Source organism: Amycolatopsis sp. TRM77291, assembly GCF_054166285.1.
Map to the genome: position 1 here is coordinate 5,196,827 of NZ_JBSZHF010000001.1, position 17,019 is coordinate 5,213,845.

The 17,019-nt window shown below is 70.1% G+C and carries 16 protein-coding genes, 1 pseudogene and 1 riboswitch; of the genes and pseudogenes, 9 read left to right on the top strand and 8 right to left on the bottom strand.

Translation table 11 applies throughout. The features are described 5' to 3' along the window. Window positions 1-178 precede the first annotated feature (178 nt). Window positions 179-808: a response regulator gene (locus ACXIZN_RS24050; protein ID WP_457957010.1), complete on the top strand. Its 630-nt coding sequence runs from the start codon at window positions 179-181 to the stop codon at window positions 806-808. On the opposite strand, the gene ACXIZN_RS24055 is transcribed toward ACXIZN_RS24050, so the two are convergent. Genes ACXIZN_RS24055 through ACXIZN_RS24065 form a run of 3 tightly spaced genes read right to left on the bottom strand, consistent with a single transcriptional unit; the run spans window position 799 to window position 4,009 of the window. After that, window positions 799-2,304: a precorrin-2 C(20)-methyltransferase gene (locus ACXIZN_RS24055; protein WP_457957011.1), complete on the bottom strand. Its 1,506-nt coding sequence runs from the start codon at window positions 2,302-2,304 to the stop codon at window positions 799-801. The two genes, ACXIZN_RS24050 and ACXIZN_RS24055, sit on opposite strands and share 10 nt — an antisense overlap. Further along, window positions 2,301-2,924 (bottom strand): precorrin-8X methylmutase, encoded by a 624-nt coding sequence (locus ACXIZN_RS24060; protein ID WP_457957012.1) that lies wholly within the window; start codon window positions 2,922-2,924, stop codon window positions 2,301-2,303. Before ACXIZN_RS24060 ends, ACXIZN_RS24055 begins: the two co-directional genes overlap by 4 nt. Further along, window positions 2,921-4,009, bottom strand: coding sequence for a precorrin-3B synthase (locus tag ACXIZN_RS24065; RefSeq protein WP_457957013.1), 1,089 nt, complete (start codon window positions 4,007-4,009; stop codon window positions 2,921-2,923). The genes ACXIZN_RS24060 and ACXIZN_RS24065 overlap by 4 nt, the downstream gene beginning before the upstream one ends. Window positions 4,010-4,108: 99 nt before the next feature. Between ACXIZN_RS24065 and ACXIZN_RS24070 the strand changes: the two genes are divergently transcribed. The 4 genes from ACXIZN_RS24070 to ACXIZN_RS24085 are packed head-to-tail and all read left to right on the top strand — an operon-like array spanning window position 4,109 to window position 6,770. Next, on the top strand, window positions 4,109-5,014 hold the full coding sequence (locus tag ACXIZN_RS24070) for an ABC transporter ATP-binding protein (RefSeq protein ID WP_457957014.1): 906 nt from the start codon (window positions 4,109-4,111) through the stop codon (window positions 5,012-5,014). Then, window positions 5,011-5,862 carry an ABC transporter permease gene (locus tag ACXIZN_RS24075; RefSeq protein ID WP_457957015.1) on the top strand — a complete coding sequence of 284 codons (852 nt, stop codon included), beginning with the start codon at window positions 5,011-5,013 and terminating at the stop codon, window positions 5,860-5,862. Before ACXIZN_RS24070 ends, ACXIZN_RS24075 begins: the two co-directional genes overlap by 4 nt. A gap of 3 nt (window positions 5,863-5,865) precedes the next feature. Continuing rightward, window positions 5,866-6,111: a helix-turn-helix transcriptional regulator gene (locus ACXIZN_RS24080; RefSeq protein ID WP_457957016.1), complete on the top strand. Its 246-nt coding sequence runs from the start codon at window positions 5,866-5,868 to the stop codon at window positions 6,109-6,111. Beyond that, a complete protein-coding gene (locus ACXIZN_RS24085; RefSeq protein ID WP_457957017.1) occupies window positions 6,108-6,770 on the top strand; it encodes a Clp protease N-terminal domain-containing protein in 663 nt (220 codons plus the stop codon). The genes ACXIZN_RS24080 and ACXIZN_RS24085 overlap by 4 nt, the downstream gene beginning before the upstream one ends. A 40-nt stretch (window positions 6,771-6,810) precedes the next feature. Here the strand turns inward: ACXIZN_RS24085 and ACXIZN_RS24090 are convergent, their stop codons facing one another. After that, window positions 6,811-7,119 carry a hypothetical protein gene (locus tag ACXIZN_RS24090; RefSeq protein ID WP_457957018.1) on the bottom strand — a complete coding sequence of 103 codons (309 nt, stop codon included), beginning with the start codon at window positions 7,117-7,119 and terminating at the stop codon, window positions 6,811-6,813. Window positions 7,120-7,161: 42 nt separating this feature from the next. After that, window positions 7,162-7,275, top strand: a riboswitch (cobalamin riboswitch). 35 nt (window positions 7,276-7,310) lie between these two features. Here ACXIZN_RS24090 and cobN point away from each other — a divergent pair. After that, the gene (cobN, locus tag ACXIZN_RS24095; RefSeq protein WP_457957019.1) at window positions 7,311-10,892 is read left to right on the top strand and encodes a cobaltochelatase subunit CobN; all 3,582 of its coding nucleotides are present in this window, start codon (window positions 7,311-7,313) and stop codon (window positions 10,890-10,892) included. A gap of 204 nt (window positions 10,893-11,096) precedes the next feature. Here the strand turns inward: cobN and ACXIZN_RS24100 are convergent, their stop codons facing one another. Next, the gene (locus ACXIZN_RS24100) at window positions 11,097-12,185 is read right to left on the bottom strand and encodes a dihydrofolate reductase family protein (RefSeq protein ID WP_457957020.1); all 1,089 of its coding nucleotides are present in this window, start codon (window positions 12,183-12,185) and stop codon (window positions 11,097-11,099) included. Between the two features lie 69 nt (window positions 12,186-12,254). Between ACXIZN_RS24100 and ACXIZN_RS24105 the strand changes: the two genes are divergently transcribed. From ACXIZN_RS24105 to ACXIZN_RS24115, 3 genes and pseudogenes are all read left to right on the top strand, one after another. Beyond that, window positions 12,255-12,455 (top strand): hypothetical protein, encoded by a 201-nt coding sequence (locus ACXIZN_RS24105; protein ID WP_457957021.1) that lies wholly within the window; start codon window positions 12,255-12,257, stop codon window positions 12,453-12,455. 522 nt (window positions 12,456-12,977) lie between these two features. Continuing rightward, window positions 12,978-13,475, top strand: a pseudogene (locus ACXIZN_RS24110) (ATP-binding cassette domain-containing protein); the annotation flags it as partial. 570 nt (window positions 13,476-14,045) lie between these two features. Then, window positions 14,046-14,549 carry an ATP-binding cassette domain-containing protein gene (locus tag ACXIZN_RS24115; RefSeq protein ID WP_457960588.1) on the top strand — a complete coding sequence of 168 codons (504 nt, stop codon included), beginning with the start codon at window positions 14,046-14,048 and terminating at the stop codon, window positions 14,547-14,549. A 60-nt stretch (window positions 14,550-14,609) separates the two neighbouring features. Here the strand turns inward: ACXIZN_RS24115 and paaE are convergent, their stop codons facing one another. The 3 genes from paaE to paaC are packed head-to-tail and all read right to left on the bottom strand — an operon-like array spanning window position 14,610 to window position 17,019. Then, complete coding sequence (paaE, locus tag ACXIZN_RS24120) at window positions 14,610-15,680, bottom strand: 1,2-phenylacetyl-CoA epoxidase subunit PaaE (RefSeq protein WP_457957022.1); 1,071 nt, start codon at window positions 15,678-15,680, stop codon at window positions 14,610-14,612. Beyond that, window positions 15,680-16,168 carry a 1,2-phenylacetyl-CoA epoxidase subunit PaaD gene (gene paaD / locus ACXIZN_RS24125; RefSeq protein ID WP_005168083.1) on the bottom strand — a complete coding sequence of 163 codons (489 nt, stop codon included), beginning with the start codon at window positions 16,166-16,168 and terminating at the stop codon, window positions 15,680-15,682. The genes paaE and paaD overlap by 1 nt, the downstream gene beginning before the upstream one ends. Further along, window positions 16,162-17,019, bottom strand: a complete 858-nt coding sequence (gene paaC, locus ACXIZN_RS24130; protein WP_457957023.1) for a 1,2-phenylacetyl-CoA epoxidase subunit PaaC — start codon at window positions 17,017-17,019, stop codon at window positions 16,162-16,164. Before paaC ends, paaD begins: the two co-directional genes overlap by 7 nt.

Below are 17,019 nucleotides of genomic sequence, written 5' to 3' on the forward strand. Positions count from 1 at the left end.
CTGTCGGCGGAGCCGCAGACGCACTTGGTAAGCAACCGAACGCGTGAACCCACCCCGGCCGAAGGCCCCGCTATCGCGGCCGCGGGTTCACCCGACTGACATCAAGCGTTATCGAAGGGACATTGTTCACCGAAAACGGCCCGACACTGTACAAAAGTTCTGCGCTACAACCGATGGCGTGCCGATTCGAACCCAAGCGGTGAGCGTGGTCTTCGCGGGTGTCCCCGAACCGCCCGTGTCGCCGGAGCTCGAGGTGGTCGCCCACACGCCCGACGAACGCGAAGCGGTCTGGCACGCCACGGCCCTTCGTCCGGACGTCCTTGTCCTTCCGGTTCACCCGCCCGCGCTGGACGGCCTCGCCGTGACGCGCGAAGTGGCTTCGCGCGTGCCGGGGACCGCAGTCCTCGTCCTGACCCCACCGGGTGACGGCGAGCTCGTGGTCGCCGCGATGCTCGCGGGCGCGCGCGGTGTCCTGTCCCGGAGCGCGAGTCACGACGACCTTGTCCGGTTCATCCGCGGGGTGGCGGCGGGAGCGGTGGTGTTCGGCGAGCGCGCCGCGGACCGGCTTTACGGCCTCCTGGCCGCGTCGCAGCCGATGCGGGCGTTCCCGCGGCTGACCTCACGCGAGCACGAGGTGCTCGGCCTCCTGGCGGACGGGCTGGAGATCCCGGCCGTCGCGCGGCGGCTCGGGCTCGCGCCCAAGACGGTCCGCAACGTCGTCTCGGCGATCCACGCCAAGGCCGGCACGGACGACCGGGAGGTGCTGCTCGCCCAAGCCCGCAACGCGGGCCTCGGACATCACTCGTAAGTGCGCGGCGTCCAGACCACGCCGTTCTCGGCGCGCGTCTTCGACGAGCCGACGATCAGCAGGCAGCGCATGTCGACACTGGCCGGATCGAGGGTGCCGAGGGTGACCACACGGACGTCCTCCTCGGGCCCGCCGACGTCGCGGGCGACGACCACCGGGGTCTCTGGCGCGCGATGCCGGAGCAGGACGTCGCGGGCCTGCGCGAGCTGCGTGGTCCGCGTGCGGGACGCCGGGTTGTACAGCGCGAGCACGAGATCCGCCGCGCCCGCCGCGTCCAGCCGTCGTTCGATGATCTCCCACGGCTTGAGCCGGTCGGACAGCGAAAGCACGCAGTAGTCGTGGCCCAGCGGCGCGCCGACCCTGGACGCGGCCGCCTGCGCGGCGGTCACACCGGGCACGATCCGGACCCGGGCGCCCGCGCCGTGACCTGCGGCGACCTGCTCCAGCACCGCCGACGCCATCGCGAACACGCCGGGATCACCCGACGAGACGACGGCGACCTTGGCGCCGTTCGCGGCCAGTTCGAGCGCTTCGACGGCGCGTTCGGCCTCGACGCGGTTGCCCGACGCGTGCCGCTGCTGGCCCGCGCGCTGCGGCACTCGCGCGACGTACGGGCCATAGCCGACGACGTGTTCCGCCGCGGCCAGTTCCTCGGTCGCTTCCGGGGTCAGCCAGCCGGGACCGGCCGGACCGAGGCCGACGACCACGACTTCGCCACCGGTGTGCGTTTCCTGCTTCCGGGTGACTTCGGGTTCGTCGGCGAGCCGGGACGCGTAGGCCGGGCTGGGCAGCAGCGCCAGCGAGAAATACGGCACCGAATCCGGATCGACGTCGGCGAACGGCTCGACGCGCTGCGCCTGCCAGGTCGCGCGTTCGACGTAGAAGGCGTCGTCCAGCTTCCCGGCTTCGGCCAGCGCCTCGCGGACGTTGCCGAACGTGCGCCCGAGTTTGAGCACCGCCGCGGCCTGCGTGTCGGCCAGGCGCCGCGCGAGTTCCGGCGCGGGCAGCGTGCCGGGCAGGATGGTGAGGACCTCGTCGCGCTGCACCAGCGGGCGGCCGAGTACCGAGGACGCCGCGCTGACCGAGGTCACGCCGGGCACCACGGTCGCCTCGTAGCGGTCGGCGAGGCGTTCGTGCATGTACATGTAGGAGCCGTAGAAGAACGGGTCGCCTTCGCAGAGCACGACCACGTCGCGGCCGGCGTCGAGGTGCTCGGCCAGCCGTTTCGCGCTCAGCTCGTAGAAGTCGGCGATGGCGCCTTCGTAGCCGCCGGGGTGGTCGGTGGTCTCGGTGGTGACCGGGTAGACCAGCTTCTCCTCGATCTGGCCGTCCCGCAGGTACGGCTCGGCGACCGAACGCGCGATGCTCCGGCCGTGCCGCGCGCTGTGATAGGCGATGACGTCGGCCTCGCCGATGAGGCGGGCCGCCTTGACCGTCATCAGTTCCGGGTCACCGGGTCCGAGCCCGACACCCCAGAGTTTCCCGAGCCCGCTCATTCGACCTCACTCGCCATCGCGTTGATCGCGGCGACGGCCATCGCGCTGCCGCCGCGGCGTCCGTGCACCACCAGGTACGGGGCGGGTGCCCGCTTCGCGAGCTCCACTTTGGACTCGGCGGCGCCGATGAAACCCACCGGGACCCCGATGATCGCCGCCGGGGCGCCGACGCCCTCTTCCAGCAGTTCCAGCAGGCGGAACAACGCGGTGGGCGCGTTGCCGATCGCCACCACGGAACCGGGCAGCTTGTCGCGCCACAGCTCCAGCGCGGCCGCGGACCGGGTGGTCCCCATCCGCTCGGCCAGGCCCGGCACCTTCGGGTCGGACAGCGTGCAGAGCACCTCGTTGGCGGCAGGCAAACGTTTGCGGGTCACCCCGGAGGCGATCATGTTGGCGTCGCACAGGATCGGCGCGCCCGCTTCGAGCGCGGCGCGGCCGGATTCCACCACGTCCAGGCTGTAGCGGAGGTCGTCGATCAGGTCGACCATCCCGCAGGCGTGGATCATCCGCACGGCCAGCACCGCGACGTCGTCGGGGAGGATCGCGAGATCCGCCTCCTCACGGATGGTGGCGAACGAATGCCGGTAGATCTCGGCCCCGTCCCGGATGTAGTCGATCACTGTTTTCCCTTCTCCGCCAACGTCGCCAACGTCGCTGTCAGCTCGCCGACCGGGACGAACGCCCCGTCGACCAGATAACCGTCCTCCGTCGCGAGCACGTCGACGTGCTCGCGCGCGGGCTTTCCGCATCGCCGGGCACACCCGGCGAAATGAACTCTCGGGGTCCGGCCGGCCCGCGCCGCGTCGGCCCGCACGTCGGCGAGCGACTTCGCGCAGCCCGGCTGCCCGACGCAGGCGCTGATCCCGAGCGACGGCGCGTCCGGATCGGTGATCAGCCCCGGGTCCGCTTCCAGAGGACCGAGCACCAGGATCGACCGCCACGGGGTGACCACGGCGTTCCCGGCCTTCGCGATCTTGCGCGCCTGGGCCGAGGTGAGTCTCCCGAAGACCGGGGCGACGCCGACCGCGTCGCCGATCGGCCCGATCGGGAGGCCTGGGTTCACCTCGAACTTCCGCGGCTCCGTCGTTTCGCCCGGGATGCCCTCGACCAACGGCGCGGTGTCGGCGAGTTCACTGATCCGCCAGGCCGTTCCGCGCAGGCGCAGGAACGCGCGCGCGACCGAAAGCAGCGTCTCGACGGCGTGCTCGGCGGTGACCCGCAGGCCGGTGTCCTCGCCGGCGAGCAGCACGGCTCCGTCGCGCCAGCAGACGTCGGCGCCCTCGCCCGCGACGTCGCCTCGACCGCCGTCGAGGGCGAAGAGGAAGCGTCCCGGGAGTTCGGCCAGCTCAGGGTCGGCGCACAGGGCGTCGTCGAGCGCCGAGGCGAGCTTTTGGGCGGTCTCGCTGAGCGGCGACGCGAGGATGTTGCGGACGCGTTCGTGCGACGGCGAGGGCAGGAGCCCGGCCACGGCGAGCCTGCCGGCGAGACCCGGCCGGGTGACGCCGCGCAGCTGCACGTTCCCGCGGGAGGTCAGATGGAGGGCGCCGTCCCCGAGGTCGTCGGCGGCGTCGGCGAGCGCCTCGAACTGGCCCGAGGTGATGGCGCCGCCGGGCAGCCGGATCCGGGCGAGCGGACCGTCGGCCGCGTCGTGGGTGGCGAAAACACCAGGGCACGCGTCGGCTCGGACACGTGCGCTCGTGGACATGCGCTCACTGTAGATGGCCGATTCCGCCGAGAGTATGTCTCAGATCATATGTAGTAGGTGTGCTACATTCGATCGCATCATTGAGATGGGGGTGACCAAATGAGAGATCCACACGACGTGATGATCTCCGTCAAAGATCTCCGCATGCGGTACGGGACGAACGACGTCCTCCACGGCGTCGACTTCACCGCGCATCGCGGCGAGGTGATCTGCCTGCTGGGGCCGAACGGCGCGGGCAAGACCACGACGATCGAGATCCTCGAAGGCTTCCGGATGCGGTCGGAGGGCGAGGTCAGCGTGCTGGGTGCCGACCCGGCGCACGCGGACGAGAACTGGAGGGCGCGGCTGGGGGTCGTCCTCCAGGCCTGGCGCGACCACGCGAAATGGCGGGTGCGCGAGCTGCTGGAACACCTGGGCGGCTACTACGCGCCGTACTCCACGGACCGCATCAAGCGGCCGTGGGATCCGGACGAACTGGTCGCCGCGGTCGGCCTGACCGAGCACGCGGACAAGAAGGTCCGGATGCTCTCGGGCGGGCAGCGGCGGCGTCTCGACGTCGCGATCGGCATCGTCGGCCGCCCGGAACTGCTGTTCCTCGACGAGCCGACCGCCGGATTGGACCCGGAGGCGCGGCGCGAGTTCCACGAACTCGTGCACCGGCTGACCGATGACGACGACACGACGATCCTGCTGACCACGCACGACCTCGACGAGGCCGAGAAACTGGCGGATCGGATCCTGATCCTGAACCACGGCCGCATCGTCGCCGACGGTTCGGCCGACGCGCTGAGCAGGCAGATCGCCGGCGAGGCCGAGGTGCGCTGGACGCTGGACGGCCAGCGGTTCGTGCACTCGACCACGGAATCGACGAAGTACGTGCACGAACTGTTCAAGCAGCACGGGGACGCCATCGGCGATCTGGAGGTCCGGCGGGCGTCGCTCGAAGACACGTACATGACCCTGGTCCGCAAGGCCGAAACCCTCGAGGCGGTGGGCGCGCGATGAACACGATTCAGCACAGTGTCCGGCTGGGCGTCCGGCGCGGCTGGCTCGAAGGCCGCCAGATGATGACCAACCGGGAAGACCTCTTCAACACCTTCCTGTTCCCGGTGATCTTCATCATCGTCATGTTCTTCATGCGCGACTCGAAGCTGCCGGGGACCGAGTTCTCGCTCGGCGCCGCCACCGTGCCGAGCGTGCTGGGCGCGTCGATCGTGTTCAGCGGCATGCTCGGGATGGCGGGCGTCCTCGCCGTCGAACGCGAGGACGGCACACTCCTGCGCGCCAAGGCCACGCCGAACGGCATGATCGGCTACCTCGTCGGCAAGGTCGTCACGGTTTCCCTCAACACGGTCATCGGGATCCTTCTGGTACTGGTCCCCTGCCTGTTCCTGTTCGACGGCATCGCGCCCGGCGGGTGGACGTCCTGGCTCGGCCTGCTGTGGGTGCTCGGGCTCGGCCTGCTCGCCACCATGCCGATCGGCGCGATCTTCGGCTCGCTGACCACGAACGCGCGCAGCATCGGGCTGATCATGCTGCCGACCCTGGGTATCGGCGCGATCTCGGGGATCTTCTACCCGATCACCGCGCTGCCGGAGTGGCTGCAGTACCTCGGGCAGGTGTTCCCGATGTACTGGCTCGGCCTCGGCATGCGGTCGGCGCTACTGCCGGACTCGACGGTGGTCATCGAGATCGGCCAGTCCTGGCGGCCATGGGAGACCCTCGGCGTGCTGTCGGTATGGGCCGTGATCGGATTGACGCTGGCCCCGGTCGTCCTGCGGCGCATGGCGCGGCGCGAGTCCGGGTCCTCGGTGGCGGCACGACGGGAAAAGGCGATGCAGCGAATTGGCTAGCTCATGAGCGAGGTCGTTTACAACCGGATCGCGATGTTGCGGGCGGAACGGGGCATCTCCCGCCGCGAACTCGCCGATGCGCTGGGCGTGCACTACCAGACCATCGGTTACCTCGAACGCGGCGAGTACAGCCCGAGCCTCTACCTCGCCCTGCGGATCGCGGAGTTCTTCGAGGTGTCGGTGGAGATCATCTTCTCCACCGCCCCTTTCCCGCGGATCGGCGACTCTTCGTCGGACCGGTCGGCGTGAGCCTGCTGGAGCGGGCTCACGCGCACGCGGTCCGGCTGGGGCACGACCGCGTCGGGGGCGAGGAGCTTCTGCTCGCGGTTCTCGACGACGGCGTCGGATACGTGCTCCCCGACGCTTTGGGAATCTCGCGCGACGTCCTCGTGTGGCAACTGGAGAAAGCGGCTTCGTCGCCTGCCGCCGGGACCGTCGACGGCTATCCGGTCACGGCCGAAGTCCTTGACGTGCCCCGGTCCTCCGGTTTGGTGGAACTGGTCGCCGGACTGCTGTCCGCAGGGGGCGGAGTGGCTCGCGTCCTGGGCGAACACGGCGTGACCGAGGAACGGGTGCGGGAGGCCTGCGCGCGGATCTGGGCTCCCTTTCGCGATGAGAACGCCGTTTGGGGATACCCCGGGCCCGGCAGCCCGACGCGCGGCCCTGCCGACCCGCCCGCCGAGATCGACTTGCTGACGTCCCGGCTCGCCGAATTTCGGCGACGCAAGGAAGCGGCCGTCGACGCGCAGGAGTACACCCAGGCGGCCCTCATCCGCGATGAGGAGAAAGAGGTCCTCCGGCGGCGGTCCGAGCTCATCCGGGACTGGGCCGCGACCGTCGATCCGGTGGATCTGGCGGAGGCGGTCGTTTCACTGCGGGAAGAGGTCGCCGCCCGTCGCCGCGATTAGCCGGCTGATCGCGGGGTGCCCGCCAGCGCCCGAACCTTGATCAAGACGCCACCCGACCGGACCGATCACGCACGACCGGGTGGATTCCAGGCCATCCGACGCCCGAAATCCACCCGGTCCACCACCAGCGGTGGTCGCCGACGGCGAACAGGCCCACCAGCACGCCCTCGGTGGTCATCCTGACCGCGCACGATTCGCCCCAGACCATCCTGGCCGGCTGGAGGCTCCGGCCGCGCCGCACCGAACTCGTGGCCGAGACCACCGTGCCGCACGCGGGTTCGCCCTCTTGGTGCTGTTCCTCGGCCATCAGGACCAGGTGCTCACCCGTGAGCTTCGACCCCGGCCGCACATCACCTTGACTCCCGCCGGACCGCACCGGAGAGTGAACCGGAGAACCCACGCGTCGGCAGGTGGAGGAACCCGGTGAGAGTCCGGGGCGGTCCCGCCACTGTCACCCCTCCCAGTGAAGAGGGGAAGCCAGGAACTCCGGCCGGCGCGACCGCACGACCCGGGGCGCGGACACCCCGAGTGAGGAATGCTGTGATCCTGCTTCTGTCCACTTCGGACACCGACCTGCTCAGCGCCCGTTCCAGCGAGGCCGATTACCGGCTGGCGAACCCGGCCCGGCTCGATCTGGCCGAGCTGCCCGCCCTGCTCGAGGGCGCCCCGATCGTCGTCGTCCGGATCCTCGGCTCCGAACGCAGCTGGCAGGAGGGACTCGACACGGTCCGCGCGAGCGGCGCGCACGTGGTCGTCCTCGGTGGTGAGCAGACGCCGGACGCGCAGCTCATGAAGCTCTCCACGGTCCCGGCGGGCACCGCGGCGGAGGCGCACGCGTACCTCGCGCAGGGCGGGCCGGAGAACCTCACCCAGCTGCACCGCTTCCTGAGCGACACGCTCCTTCTGACGGGTGACGGCTTCGAGCCGCCCGCCGTGCAGCCGCTGTGGGGTGTCCTGGAGCGCGAGCCCAAGACCACCGAGGGTCCGGTCATCGCGATCCTCTACTACCGGGCGCATCACCTGTCCGGCAACACCGAATTCGTCCACGCGCTGTCCGACGCCGTCGAGGACGCCGGGGGCCGCGCGCTCCCGATCCACTGCGCGTCCCTGCGCACCCGTGAGCCGGAGATGATGGCCGAGCTGGCCAAGGCAGACGCGCTCCTGGTCACCGTGCTGGCCGCCGGCGGCACGCGGCCGTCCGAGGTCGGTGCGGGTGGCGACGACGAGGCGTGGGACGTCGCCGAGATGGCCGCGCTCGACATCCCGATCCTCCAGGCGCTGTGTCTCACCAGCGACCGCGAGACCTGGTCGGCCAACGACGACGGTCTCTCCCCGCTCGACGCGGGCAACCAGATGGCCGTCCCCGAGTTCGACGGCCGGCTCATCACCGTCCCGTTCTCGTTCAAGGAGATCGACGACGACGGCCTCCCCAAGTACGTGCCGGACGCCGAGCGCGCCTCCCGCGTCGCGAAGATCGCGCTGGCCCACGCCCGGCTGCGGCACACTCCCCCGCCGGAACGCCGTATCGCGCTGATGCTGTCCGCGTACCCGACGAAGCACTCCCGCGTCGGCAACGCCGTCGGTCTCGACACGCCCGCGTCCGCGATCGAACTCCTGCGCCGCATGCGCGACCAGGGTTACGACCTGGGCGAAGACCCGTTCCCCGGCGTCGAGCCCACCGGCACCGACCAGCCCGACGGCGACGCGCTGATCCACGCGCTCATCGCCGCGGGCGGTCAGGACCCGGAGTGGCTCACCGAGGAACAGCTGTCCGGCAACCCGATCCGCGTGCCCGCCGACAAGTACCGCGAGTGGTTCGCCGAGCTGCCCGCGGAGCTGCGCGAGGGCATGGAGGAGCACTGGGGCCCCGCGCCCGGCGAGCTCTACGTCGACAACGGCGACATCGTCCTGGCGTCGCTGCAATCGGGCAACGTCATCCTGATGATCCAGCCGCCGCGCGGCTTCGGCGAGAACCCGGTGGCGATCTACCACAACCCGGACCTCCCGCCGAGCCACCACTACCTGGCCGCGTACCGCTGGCTGGAGGAGGAATTCGGCGCGCACGCCGTCGTCCACCTCGGCAAACACGGTTCGCTGGAATGGCTTCCCGGCAAGACCGCCGGTCTCTCCGACTCGTGCGCGCCGGACGCCGTCCTCGGCAACCTGCCGCTGATCTACCCGTTCCTGATCAACGACCCCGGCGAGGGCGCTCAGGCGAAACGGCGCGCGCACGCCACGATCGTCGACCACCTCATCCCGCCGATGGCCCGCGCCGAGAGCTACGGCGACATGGCCCGTCTGGAGCAACTGCTCGACGAGCACGCCAACATCGCCGCGATGGACCCGGCCAAGCTGCCCGCGGTCCGCGCGCAGATCTGGACGCTGATCCAGGCGGCGAAACTGGACCACGACCTCGGTGTCGAGGAACGCCCGCACGACGCGGAGTTCGACGACTTCCTGCTGCACATCGACGGCTGGCTGTGCGAGGTCAAGGACGCCCAGATCCGCGACGGCCTGCACATCCTCGGCGCCGCGCCGGTGGGCGAGGCGCGGATCAACCTCGTGCTCGCGATGCTGCGCGCCCAGCAGATGTGGGGCGGCAAACAGGGGGCGGTCCCCGGTCTGCGTTCCGCCTTGGGGCTCAAGGAGAACAGCGACGCCCCACTGTCCGAAGTGGACGCCATCGAGCAGACGGCCCGCTCGCTCGTCGAGGCGATGGAGGCCAGGGACTGGTCCCCCGACGCCGTCGCCGAAGTCGTCGCCGAGGTGCCGGAACACCAGGAGGTCGCCCGCGTGCTGACCTTCGCCGCCACCGAGATCGTGCCGCGGCTGGCGGGCACCGGCGCCGAGATCGACGCCGTGCTCCACGCGCTCGACGGCGGCTACATCCCGGCCGGGCCCAGCGGTTCGCCCCTGCGCGGCCTGATCAACGTGCTGCCGACCGGCCGCAACTTCTACACCGTCGACCCGAAGGCCATCCCGAGCCGTCTCGCCTGGGAGACCGGGCAGGCGCTCGCGGACTCGCTTCTCCGCCGCTACAAGGAGGACACGGGCGACTGGCCGCGTTCGGTCGGCCTCTCGGTGTGGGGCACGTCGGCGATGCGCACGTCGGGTGACGACGCGGCGGAAGTCCTTGCCCTGCTGGGTGTCCAGCCCGTCTGGGACGAGGCGTCGCGTCGGGTCACCGGCATCGAGGCGATCCCGCTCGCCGAACTCGGCCGCCCGCGGATCGACGTCACCGTGCGGATCAGCGGGTTCTTCCGCGACGCCTTCCCGCATGTGATCACCCTGCTGGACGACGCCGTGCGCCTGGTGGCGAACCTCGACGAGCCGGACGAGCAGAACTTCGTGCGCGCCCACGCCCGCGCGGATCTGGCCGCGCACGGTGACGAACGCCGGGCCACCACGAGGATCTTCGGCTCCAAGCCCGGCGCGTACGGCGCGGGGCTGCTGCCGCTGATGGATTCCGGGAACTGGCGCGACGATAAGGATCTCGCCGAGGTCTACGCGGTCTGGGGCGGGTTCGCCTACGGCCGCGACCTCGACGGCAGGCCGGCGCGCGAGGACATGGAGAACTCGTACAAGCGGATCGTGGTCGCGGCGAAGAACACCGACACCCGTGAGCACGACATCGCCGACTCCGACGACTATTTCCAGTACCACGGCGGGATGATCGCGACGGTCCGCGCGCTGACCGGGACCGCGCCCGCGTCCTACGTCGGCGACAGCACCACCCCGGACGCGGTCCGCACGCGGACGCTCGGCGAGGAGACAGCGCGCGTCTTCCGCGCCCGCGTCGTCAACCCGCGCTGGCTGGCGGCGATGCGCAAGCACGGTTACAAGGGTGCCTTCGAGCTGGCGGCGACCGTCGACTACCTCTTCGGTTTCGACGCCACCGCGGGCGTGGTCGGTGACTGGATGTACGAGAAGCTCACCGAGTCCTACGTGCTCGACGAGGTCAACCAGGAGTTCCTGCGCCAGGCCAACCCGTGGGCGCTGCGCGGCATCATCGAGCGGCTGAACGAGGCGGCCGATCGGGGGCTCTGGGCCGAGCCGGACGCCGATCTTTTGGCTCAGCTGCGCGAGGTCTACTTATCGCTGGAAGGGGATCTCGAATCCTGAGATCACCCGCTGGAGCAGGCCCGTGGCACTCCCGGCGGTACCACTGTCATATGCGCAGAACTTAGCGTGACAAGGGCGGTGGGACGTCAATGATCGGGAGGACAGCGATGATCAAGCGTCTGTTGAAGGTCGTGCTTCGCCACGGTTGCTGCTCGGCGTGCACCGGTCTGGGCTGCGGCTGCTGCGACGCCTGCAAGTAGGAGTTCAGAGGTGGACACCCGGGATATGGGTGTTCGCGCGGCGGACGCCGGCGGCGAGGGCGGATACCTCGACCACCCGGCGTCCGGCCGCCTCCAGTGTCTCGGCGCCGACGCAGTCGACGAACACCGACGGCTCGCGCCAGGCGAAAACGACGCGCGGGATGCCGGCGTCGAGGATGAGCTGGGTGCAGCTTCGCGGATGTGACGTCCGCGAGCTGCACGGCTCCAGTGACGTGTACATCGTCGCCTCCGCCAGCCTCGGATCCGAGGGTTCGAGTTTGGCGAGGGCGGCTTCTTCGGCATGGTTGGCGGGATCGCCGTCGCCCGAGAAACCGGTGGAGATCACTTCACCGTCGGCGGCGGCGATCACCGCTCCGACGCGGAACGTGCGCGGCGGGCAGTTCTCGGCGAGCGCGATGGCCTCGCGTAGATGCCGAATGTCCACATCGGACGGTTCCGGGGTCGCGTGGTACTCCAGGACGGCGATGTCGCCCAGCCTCGTGCTTTCGACCAGGGTCAGCCCGCGCGGGAAGGCGCCAGGGCCGACGAAGCGCGGCGCGCTCGGGTCGCCGACGAAGAAGGGCGCGACGGCCAGGTGCAGTTCGTCGACCAGGCCTTCGGTGAGGAACTGGGTGTGGATCGCGCCGCCGCCTTCGACCATCAGCCGCCGCACGCCGCGCGCGGAGAGATCCGCCAGCATTTCGCTTAGGCCGGACAGTTCGACGACGGTCGCCTTCACTCCCGTGACGACTCCGGGCGGGGCGTAGACCAGCTTCTCCGTGTCACCGACGGTGAAGAACTGTGCCGCCGGGTCGAGTGACCCGCTCCGCGTGAGGGTGACCTTGACCGGTTGCTCCGGGCGCCCCTCCGCGACTCGCCCGGCGACCAGCTCCGGCGAGCGGACGAGCAGCCGCGGGTTGTCCGCGCGGACCGTGTTCGCGCCGACGAGGATCGCGTCCGACGCGGCGCGCAGCCCGTCCACCCTGGCCCAGTCCTCCTCGTTGGACAGCACCAGCCGGGTGTCGCTCGCGTCGTCGAGGTAGCCGTCGAGCGAGACCGCGGCGGACAGCAGGACATGAGGGCGTTCGATCACGCCCGCCAGTATGCCCTCGCCGGTCGCGGGTCGCCGAGGTTGCAGACCGTGTCTCGGGCGGTGGGGCTTGTGGCAGGTCTTCCGTTGCCGGAGATCGGCAAGGGCTGGGCGGGGATCCGGGCGTCCCGGTGCCGTTGCCGAAATCCGGCGACGGTCGACTGCGAGATCCGGGAACGGCCCGACGTCATGTGCTCGACGGTGACACCTCTTCAGTTGCCGAAATCCGGCGACGGCTCCCTACCGGCCCGGGAACGCCCCGACGTCATGTGACCGAGACCGACACCTGCGTCATCGCCGAAATCCGGCAACCACCACCCGCAGGACCCGGGAAACAACCCGAAGCCACGCGACCAAAACCGACACGCGCCATCGCCGAAATCCGGCAACCACCAGCCAAGGAGCACCACCGGCAGCGCAACAACGGTCGGCACTGCCGACCATTACCGAAATCCGGCAGTGCAAGGCCCCCTGTTCCCGAGGGCAGCATTCAAGAAACCTGTCTGCGCCCTGCCAGGCGCCAAGCGCACGGCCGCCATTACCGAATATCGACGACCAGCTTCGCGCAGCCGTCACCCTCGGCCTCCTCACGGCGCCGCGGCGGATCATCACCGACCCGCTGTCAGGCCGGGACCGGCACCGTCCGACGGCAGGTCCTTCCGAGTTCGATCTGGTCCGCGAGCGCCGGCCCCCTCGCGAAAATCGATCGCCACGCGCCAACCCGCGGGCTACCCTGTCGCGGTGATCTTCTGAGACGAACCTGCGCCCTCATCCACCTCCTTCGCAGGGAGTCTCATGTCTTCTTCCTTGACGCTTTCCGACGTCACCTTCACCTGGCCCGACGGCGCCCCGGTGTTCGAGCGCCTTTCGCTCACCATCGGTGCCGGCCGCACCGGACTGGTCGGCACCAACGGATCCGGCAAGTCCACGCTGCTCAGGCTGCTCGCCGGCGACCTGCGGGCCACCACGGGTTCCATCACCGCACCGGGTGAGCTCGGCTACCTGCCGCAGAACCTCGTCCTGGACACCGGCCGCCGCGTCGACGACGTCCTCGGTGTCACCGCGATCCGCGCGGCGATCCGGGCCGTCGAGCGCGGTTCCGCCACCGAAGAGCATTTCGCCACCATCGGCGACAACTGGGACGTCGAGGAACGCATCCACGCGATCCTCGACCGGCTCGGCCTGGGCACCATCCGGCTGGACCAGAGGGCGGGCGAGCTGTCCGGTGGCGAGCTCACGCTGCTCGGGCTGGCCGCCCTGTTGCTGCGCCGTCCCGCCGCGCTGCTGCTCGACGAGCCCACGAACAACCTCGACCTGCGGGCCCGTGAGCTCGTGCACCGTGAGGTGGCGGGCTGGGGCGGGATCCTCGTGGTCGTCTCGCACGATCGCGAACTGCTCGGGCTGGTCGACCGGATCGCCGAAGTCCGCGACCGCGAGGTCACGCTGTACGGCGGGAACCTCGCGGACTACGAACACGCCGTCGAGGTCGCGCAGGAGGCGGCACGGCGGCACCTGCGGGCGGCGGAATCGGACGTCAAACGGCAGAAGCGGGAGCTGGTCGAGGCCGGGATCAAACTCGCCCGGCGGGCCCGCTACGGCCAGCAGATGTGGGACCGGAAACGCGAACCCAAGGTGCGGATGCGCAAACGTCAGGAGGACGCGCAGATCGCCGCGGGCAAGTACCGGAACCTGCACACCGACCGGCTCGAAGGCGCCGTCGAGGCGATGAAGGCCGCCGAGGAATTGGTGCGGGAGGATGCCGAGATCCGGGTCGAACTGCCGGAGACGACGGTCCCGCGCGGTACGGACGTGCTCCGGATCGACGCCGTGCCCCGGTTCGGCCCGGCGGTGGACCTGCACGTCATGGGCCCCGAGCGGATCGCGCTCGTCGGCCCCAACGGTTCGGGCAAGACCACCCTGCTCCGCACGATCACCGGCGAGATCCCGCCGGAGTCGGGCGAGGTGGGGCTGTTCGTGCCCGCCAGGCTGCTCCCCCAGCGGCTCGACGTTCTCGACGAGTCGCTGTCCATTGTGGACAACGTGCGGCTGGTCGCGCCGTCGCTCACGGACAACGAGATCCGCGCGAGGCTGGCGCGGTTCCTGTTCCGGGGCAAGGCGGCCGACCGCGGGGTGGCGTCACTGTCCGGTGGGGAACGATTCCGCGCCACGCTGGCGACGTTGCTGCTGACCGAGCCCACGCCCCGGCTGCTGCTGCTCGACGAGCCGACGAACAACCTCGACCTGGCGAGCGTGCGGCGGCTCACCGAGGCATTGCTGGCCTACCGGGGAACGCTGATCGTGGCGAGCCACGACCGCCCGTTCCTCGCCGACATCGGCATCACCCGATGGCTCCCCCTCGGCATTTAGTCCTCTGGATGCGGTAGTTGCGCGCGCAACTACCGCATCCAGAGGACGAAACGCGGGTGGTCAGGCGTCGAAGTCCACGGTGACGGCATCGGAGACGGGCACCGACTGGCAGGTGAGCACGAAACCGGCGTCGACCTCGGCCTTCTCCAGCGCGAAGTTGCGCCGCATGTCCACCGTGCCGTCGCAGATCTTCGCCCGGCAGGTGCCGCACACGCCGCCCTTGCAGGCGAACGGCAGATCCGGACGGTACTTCTGCGCGCCGTCGAGCAGCGAGGAACCGCGCGGCAGCGTCATCGTCGTCGACCGGCCGTCGAGCACCAGGGTGACCTCGCTGGACGCACCGACGACGGCCGGGTCGATGTGGCGCACCGGCTCCGGTGGAGTGTCCACATAGAACAGTTCCTGGTGGACACGCTCGTCAGGAACATCCAGGGACCGCAGCAGTTCCTGCGCGCCGGTCACCATCTCGAACGGCCCGCACAGCCACCAGTGCGCGACGTCCTCGACCGGGATCAGCACGGTGCACAGCCGCCGCAGCTTCTCCACGTCGAGCCGCCCGGTGAACAGTTCGGCCTCGCGCGGCTCACGCGACAGGACGTGGACGAGTTCGAGCCGAGCGGGGTAACGGTCCTTGAGGTCCGCGAGGTCGTCGGCGAACATGACGGTGTCCGTGCGGCGGTTGCCGTAGAGCACGGTCACCGTCGCGTCCGAGTCGCTGAGCAGCGAAGACGCGATCGACAGCACTGGCGTGATCCCGGATCCGGCCGCGATCAGCACGTGATGTCCGGCGGCTTCGAGATCGGGGCTGAAGCTGCCGGTCGGCGGCGCGACCTCGATCTCGTCGCCGGGTTTCACGTCGCGCACGAGCCACGACGAGAACAGCCCGCCCGGCACTTCGCGGACGCCGACCCGCGGCGCCGCACCCGCGGGCGCGCAGATCGAGTACGAACGGCGCTCGTCGCGGCCGTCGATCTCTCGGCGCAGGGTCAGCGACTGTCCCGGCTTGAAGCGGAAGGTGTCCGTGAGGTCTTCGGGCACGTCGAAGGTCACCGCGACGGCGTCGTCGCACAAACGCTGGACGCGCGCTACCTTGAGGGTGTGGAAACCCGTGCGGCGCAGGGTCGCTGTCACTAGATCTCCTTGACGTGTTCGAACGGTTCCAGGCAGAACCGGCAGCGGCGCAGGGCCTTGCACGCCGTCGCACTGAACCGGGACTGCTCCTCGGTGTCCGCGGAACCGCAGTGCGGGCAGCGGACCGACGACACCGGCGGGCTCAGCGTGAGCGGGATCGGGCCGGTCCGCCGCGGCGCGGCCCCCGGCGGCGCGATCCCGGCCTCGGCCAGTTTCCGTTTGCCGTCCTCGGTGATCCAGTCCGTGGACCACGCCGGCTGAAGCACCGTGCGGACCTCGACGTCGCCGTAACCCGCGCCGGTCAGCGCGTGCACGAGGTCGTCGCGCATGGTGTCCATCGCCGGGCAACCGGTGTAGGTCGGGGTGATCGCGACGACCACCCGTCCGTCCTCTTCGGACACTTCACGCAGCACACCGAGGTCCGCGAGCGTCAGCATCGGGAGCTCCGGATCGGTGACCGTGGCGGCCACGGCGTACGCGGTCACCATGTCGCGTCCGGGTGTTCCCTGGCGACACTCTGCAGGGTCGCCAGCAGGAAGCCCATCCGCTCGGTGTGCACGCCGTCACGGCCCATCCGGCCGGAAACCCCTGCGATGGCACCGATTTCGGGACGCGTCAGCTTCGCGACGGCCAGCACCTGGTCGAGGATCGCGTCGAACTCCGGCCGCAGCGACGGCGACTCGACGAACTCGACCTCGTGCGCCGCGAAAAGCTCGTCGACGTACGGCCAGACCGCGTCCAGCCCTTCCTGCATCCGCGAATGGGACAGCTCGGTGCCGTCGCCGAGGCGCACGGCCCACTGGGCGGCGTAGTCGCGGTGGTATGCGACCTCCTTGATACCCTTGTCCGCGATGGCCGCGAGCACCGGGTCCACACTCGTCTGCAAGCGCTGCAGCAGCGCGAGCCGCCAGATCGAGAAAACCAGCAACCGCGCGATCAGATGCCCGAAATGCCCGCCGTCGAGTTCGGCGAGCCGGACGTTGCGGTACTCCTGCTCGCCGCGGAAGAAGGCGTACGAGTCCTCGGTTCGGTCGCTGCCGTCGGCCTTGCCCGCGCGCGCCAGCAGCAGCCGGGCCTGCCCGAGCAGGTCGAGCGCGATGTTCGCGATCGCGACCTCGTCCTCGAGTTCGGGCGCGTTCGTGCACCATTCCTGCAGCCGGTGCGAAAAGATCAGCGCGTCGTCGCCGAGCATCAGGCAGTAGGCCGCGAGCCGTGCACCGTCCACACCGGACGGAACCGTGGTGTCCACACCGGACAGCGGATCCTCGAACCCGGTGCCGAAGGCCCAGCGGGAGTCGTTCTCCTCGGTGATCGCCTCATAGGCGTTGTCGAAGCTCAT

Coding starts and splice junctions, on each gene's coding strand:
- ACXIZN_RS24055 (WP_457957011.1), bottom strand. CDS start 2,304: ATGAGCGGGCTCGGGAAACTCTGGGGTGTCGGGCTCGGACCCGGTGAC.
- ACXIZN_RS24065 (WP_457957013.1), bottom strand. CDS start 4,009: ATGTCCACGAGCGCACGTGTCCGAGCCGACGCGTGCCCTGGTGTTTTC.
- ACXIZN_RS24070 (WP_457957014.1), top strand. CDS start 4,109: ATGAGAGATCCACACGACGTGATGATCTCCGTCAAAGATCTCCGCATG.
- ACXIZN_RS24075 (WP_457957015.1), top strand. CDS start 5,011: ATGAACACGATTCAGCACAGTGTCCGGCTGGGCGTCCGGCGCGGCTGG.
- ACXIZN_RS24080 (WP_457957016.1), top strand. CDS start 5,866: ATGAGCGAGGTCGTTTACAACCGGATCGCGATGTTGCGGGCGGAACGG.
- ACXIZN_RS24115 (WP_457960588.1), top strand. CDS start 14,046: ATGGGCCCCGAGCGGATCGCGCTCGTCGGCCCCAACGGTTCGGGCAAG.
- paaD (WP_005168083.1), bottom strand. CDS start 16,168: ATGGTGACCGCGTACGCCGTGGCCGCCACGGTCACCGATCCGGAGCTC.
- paaC (WP_457957023.1), bottom strand. CDS start 17,019: ATGAGCTTCGACAACGCCTATGAGGCGATCACCGAGGAGAACGACTCC.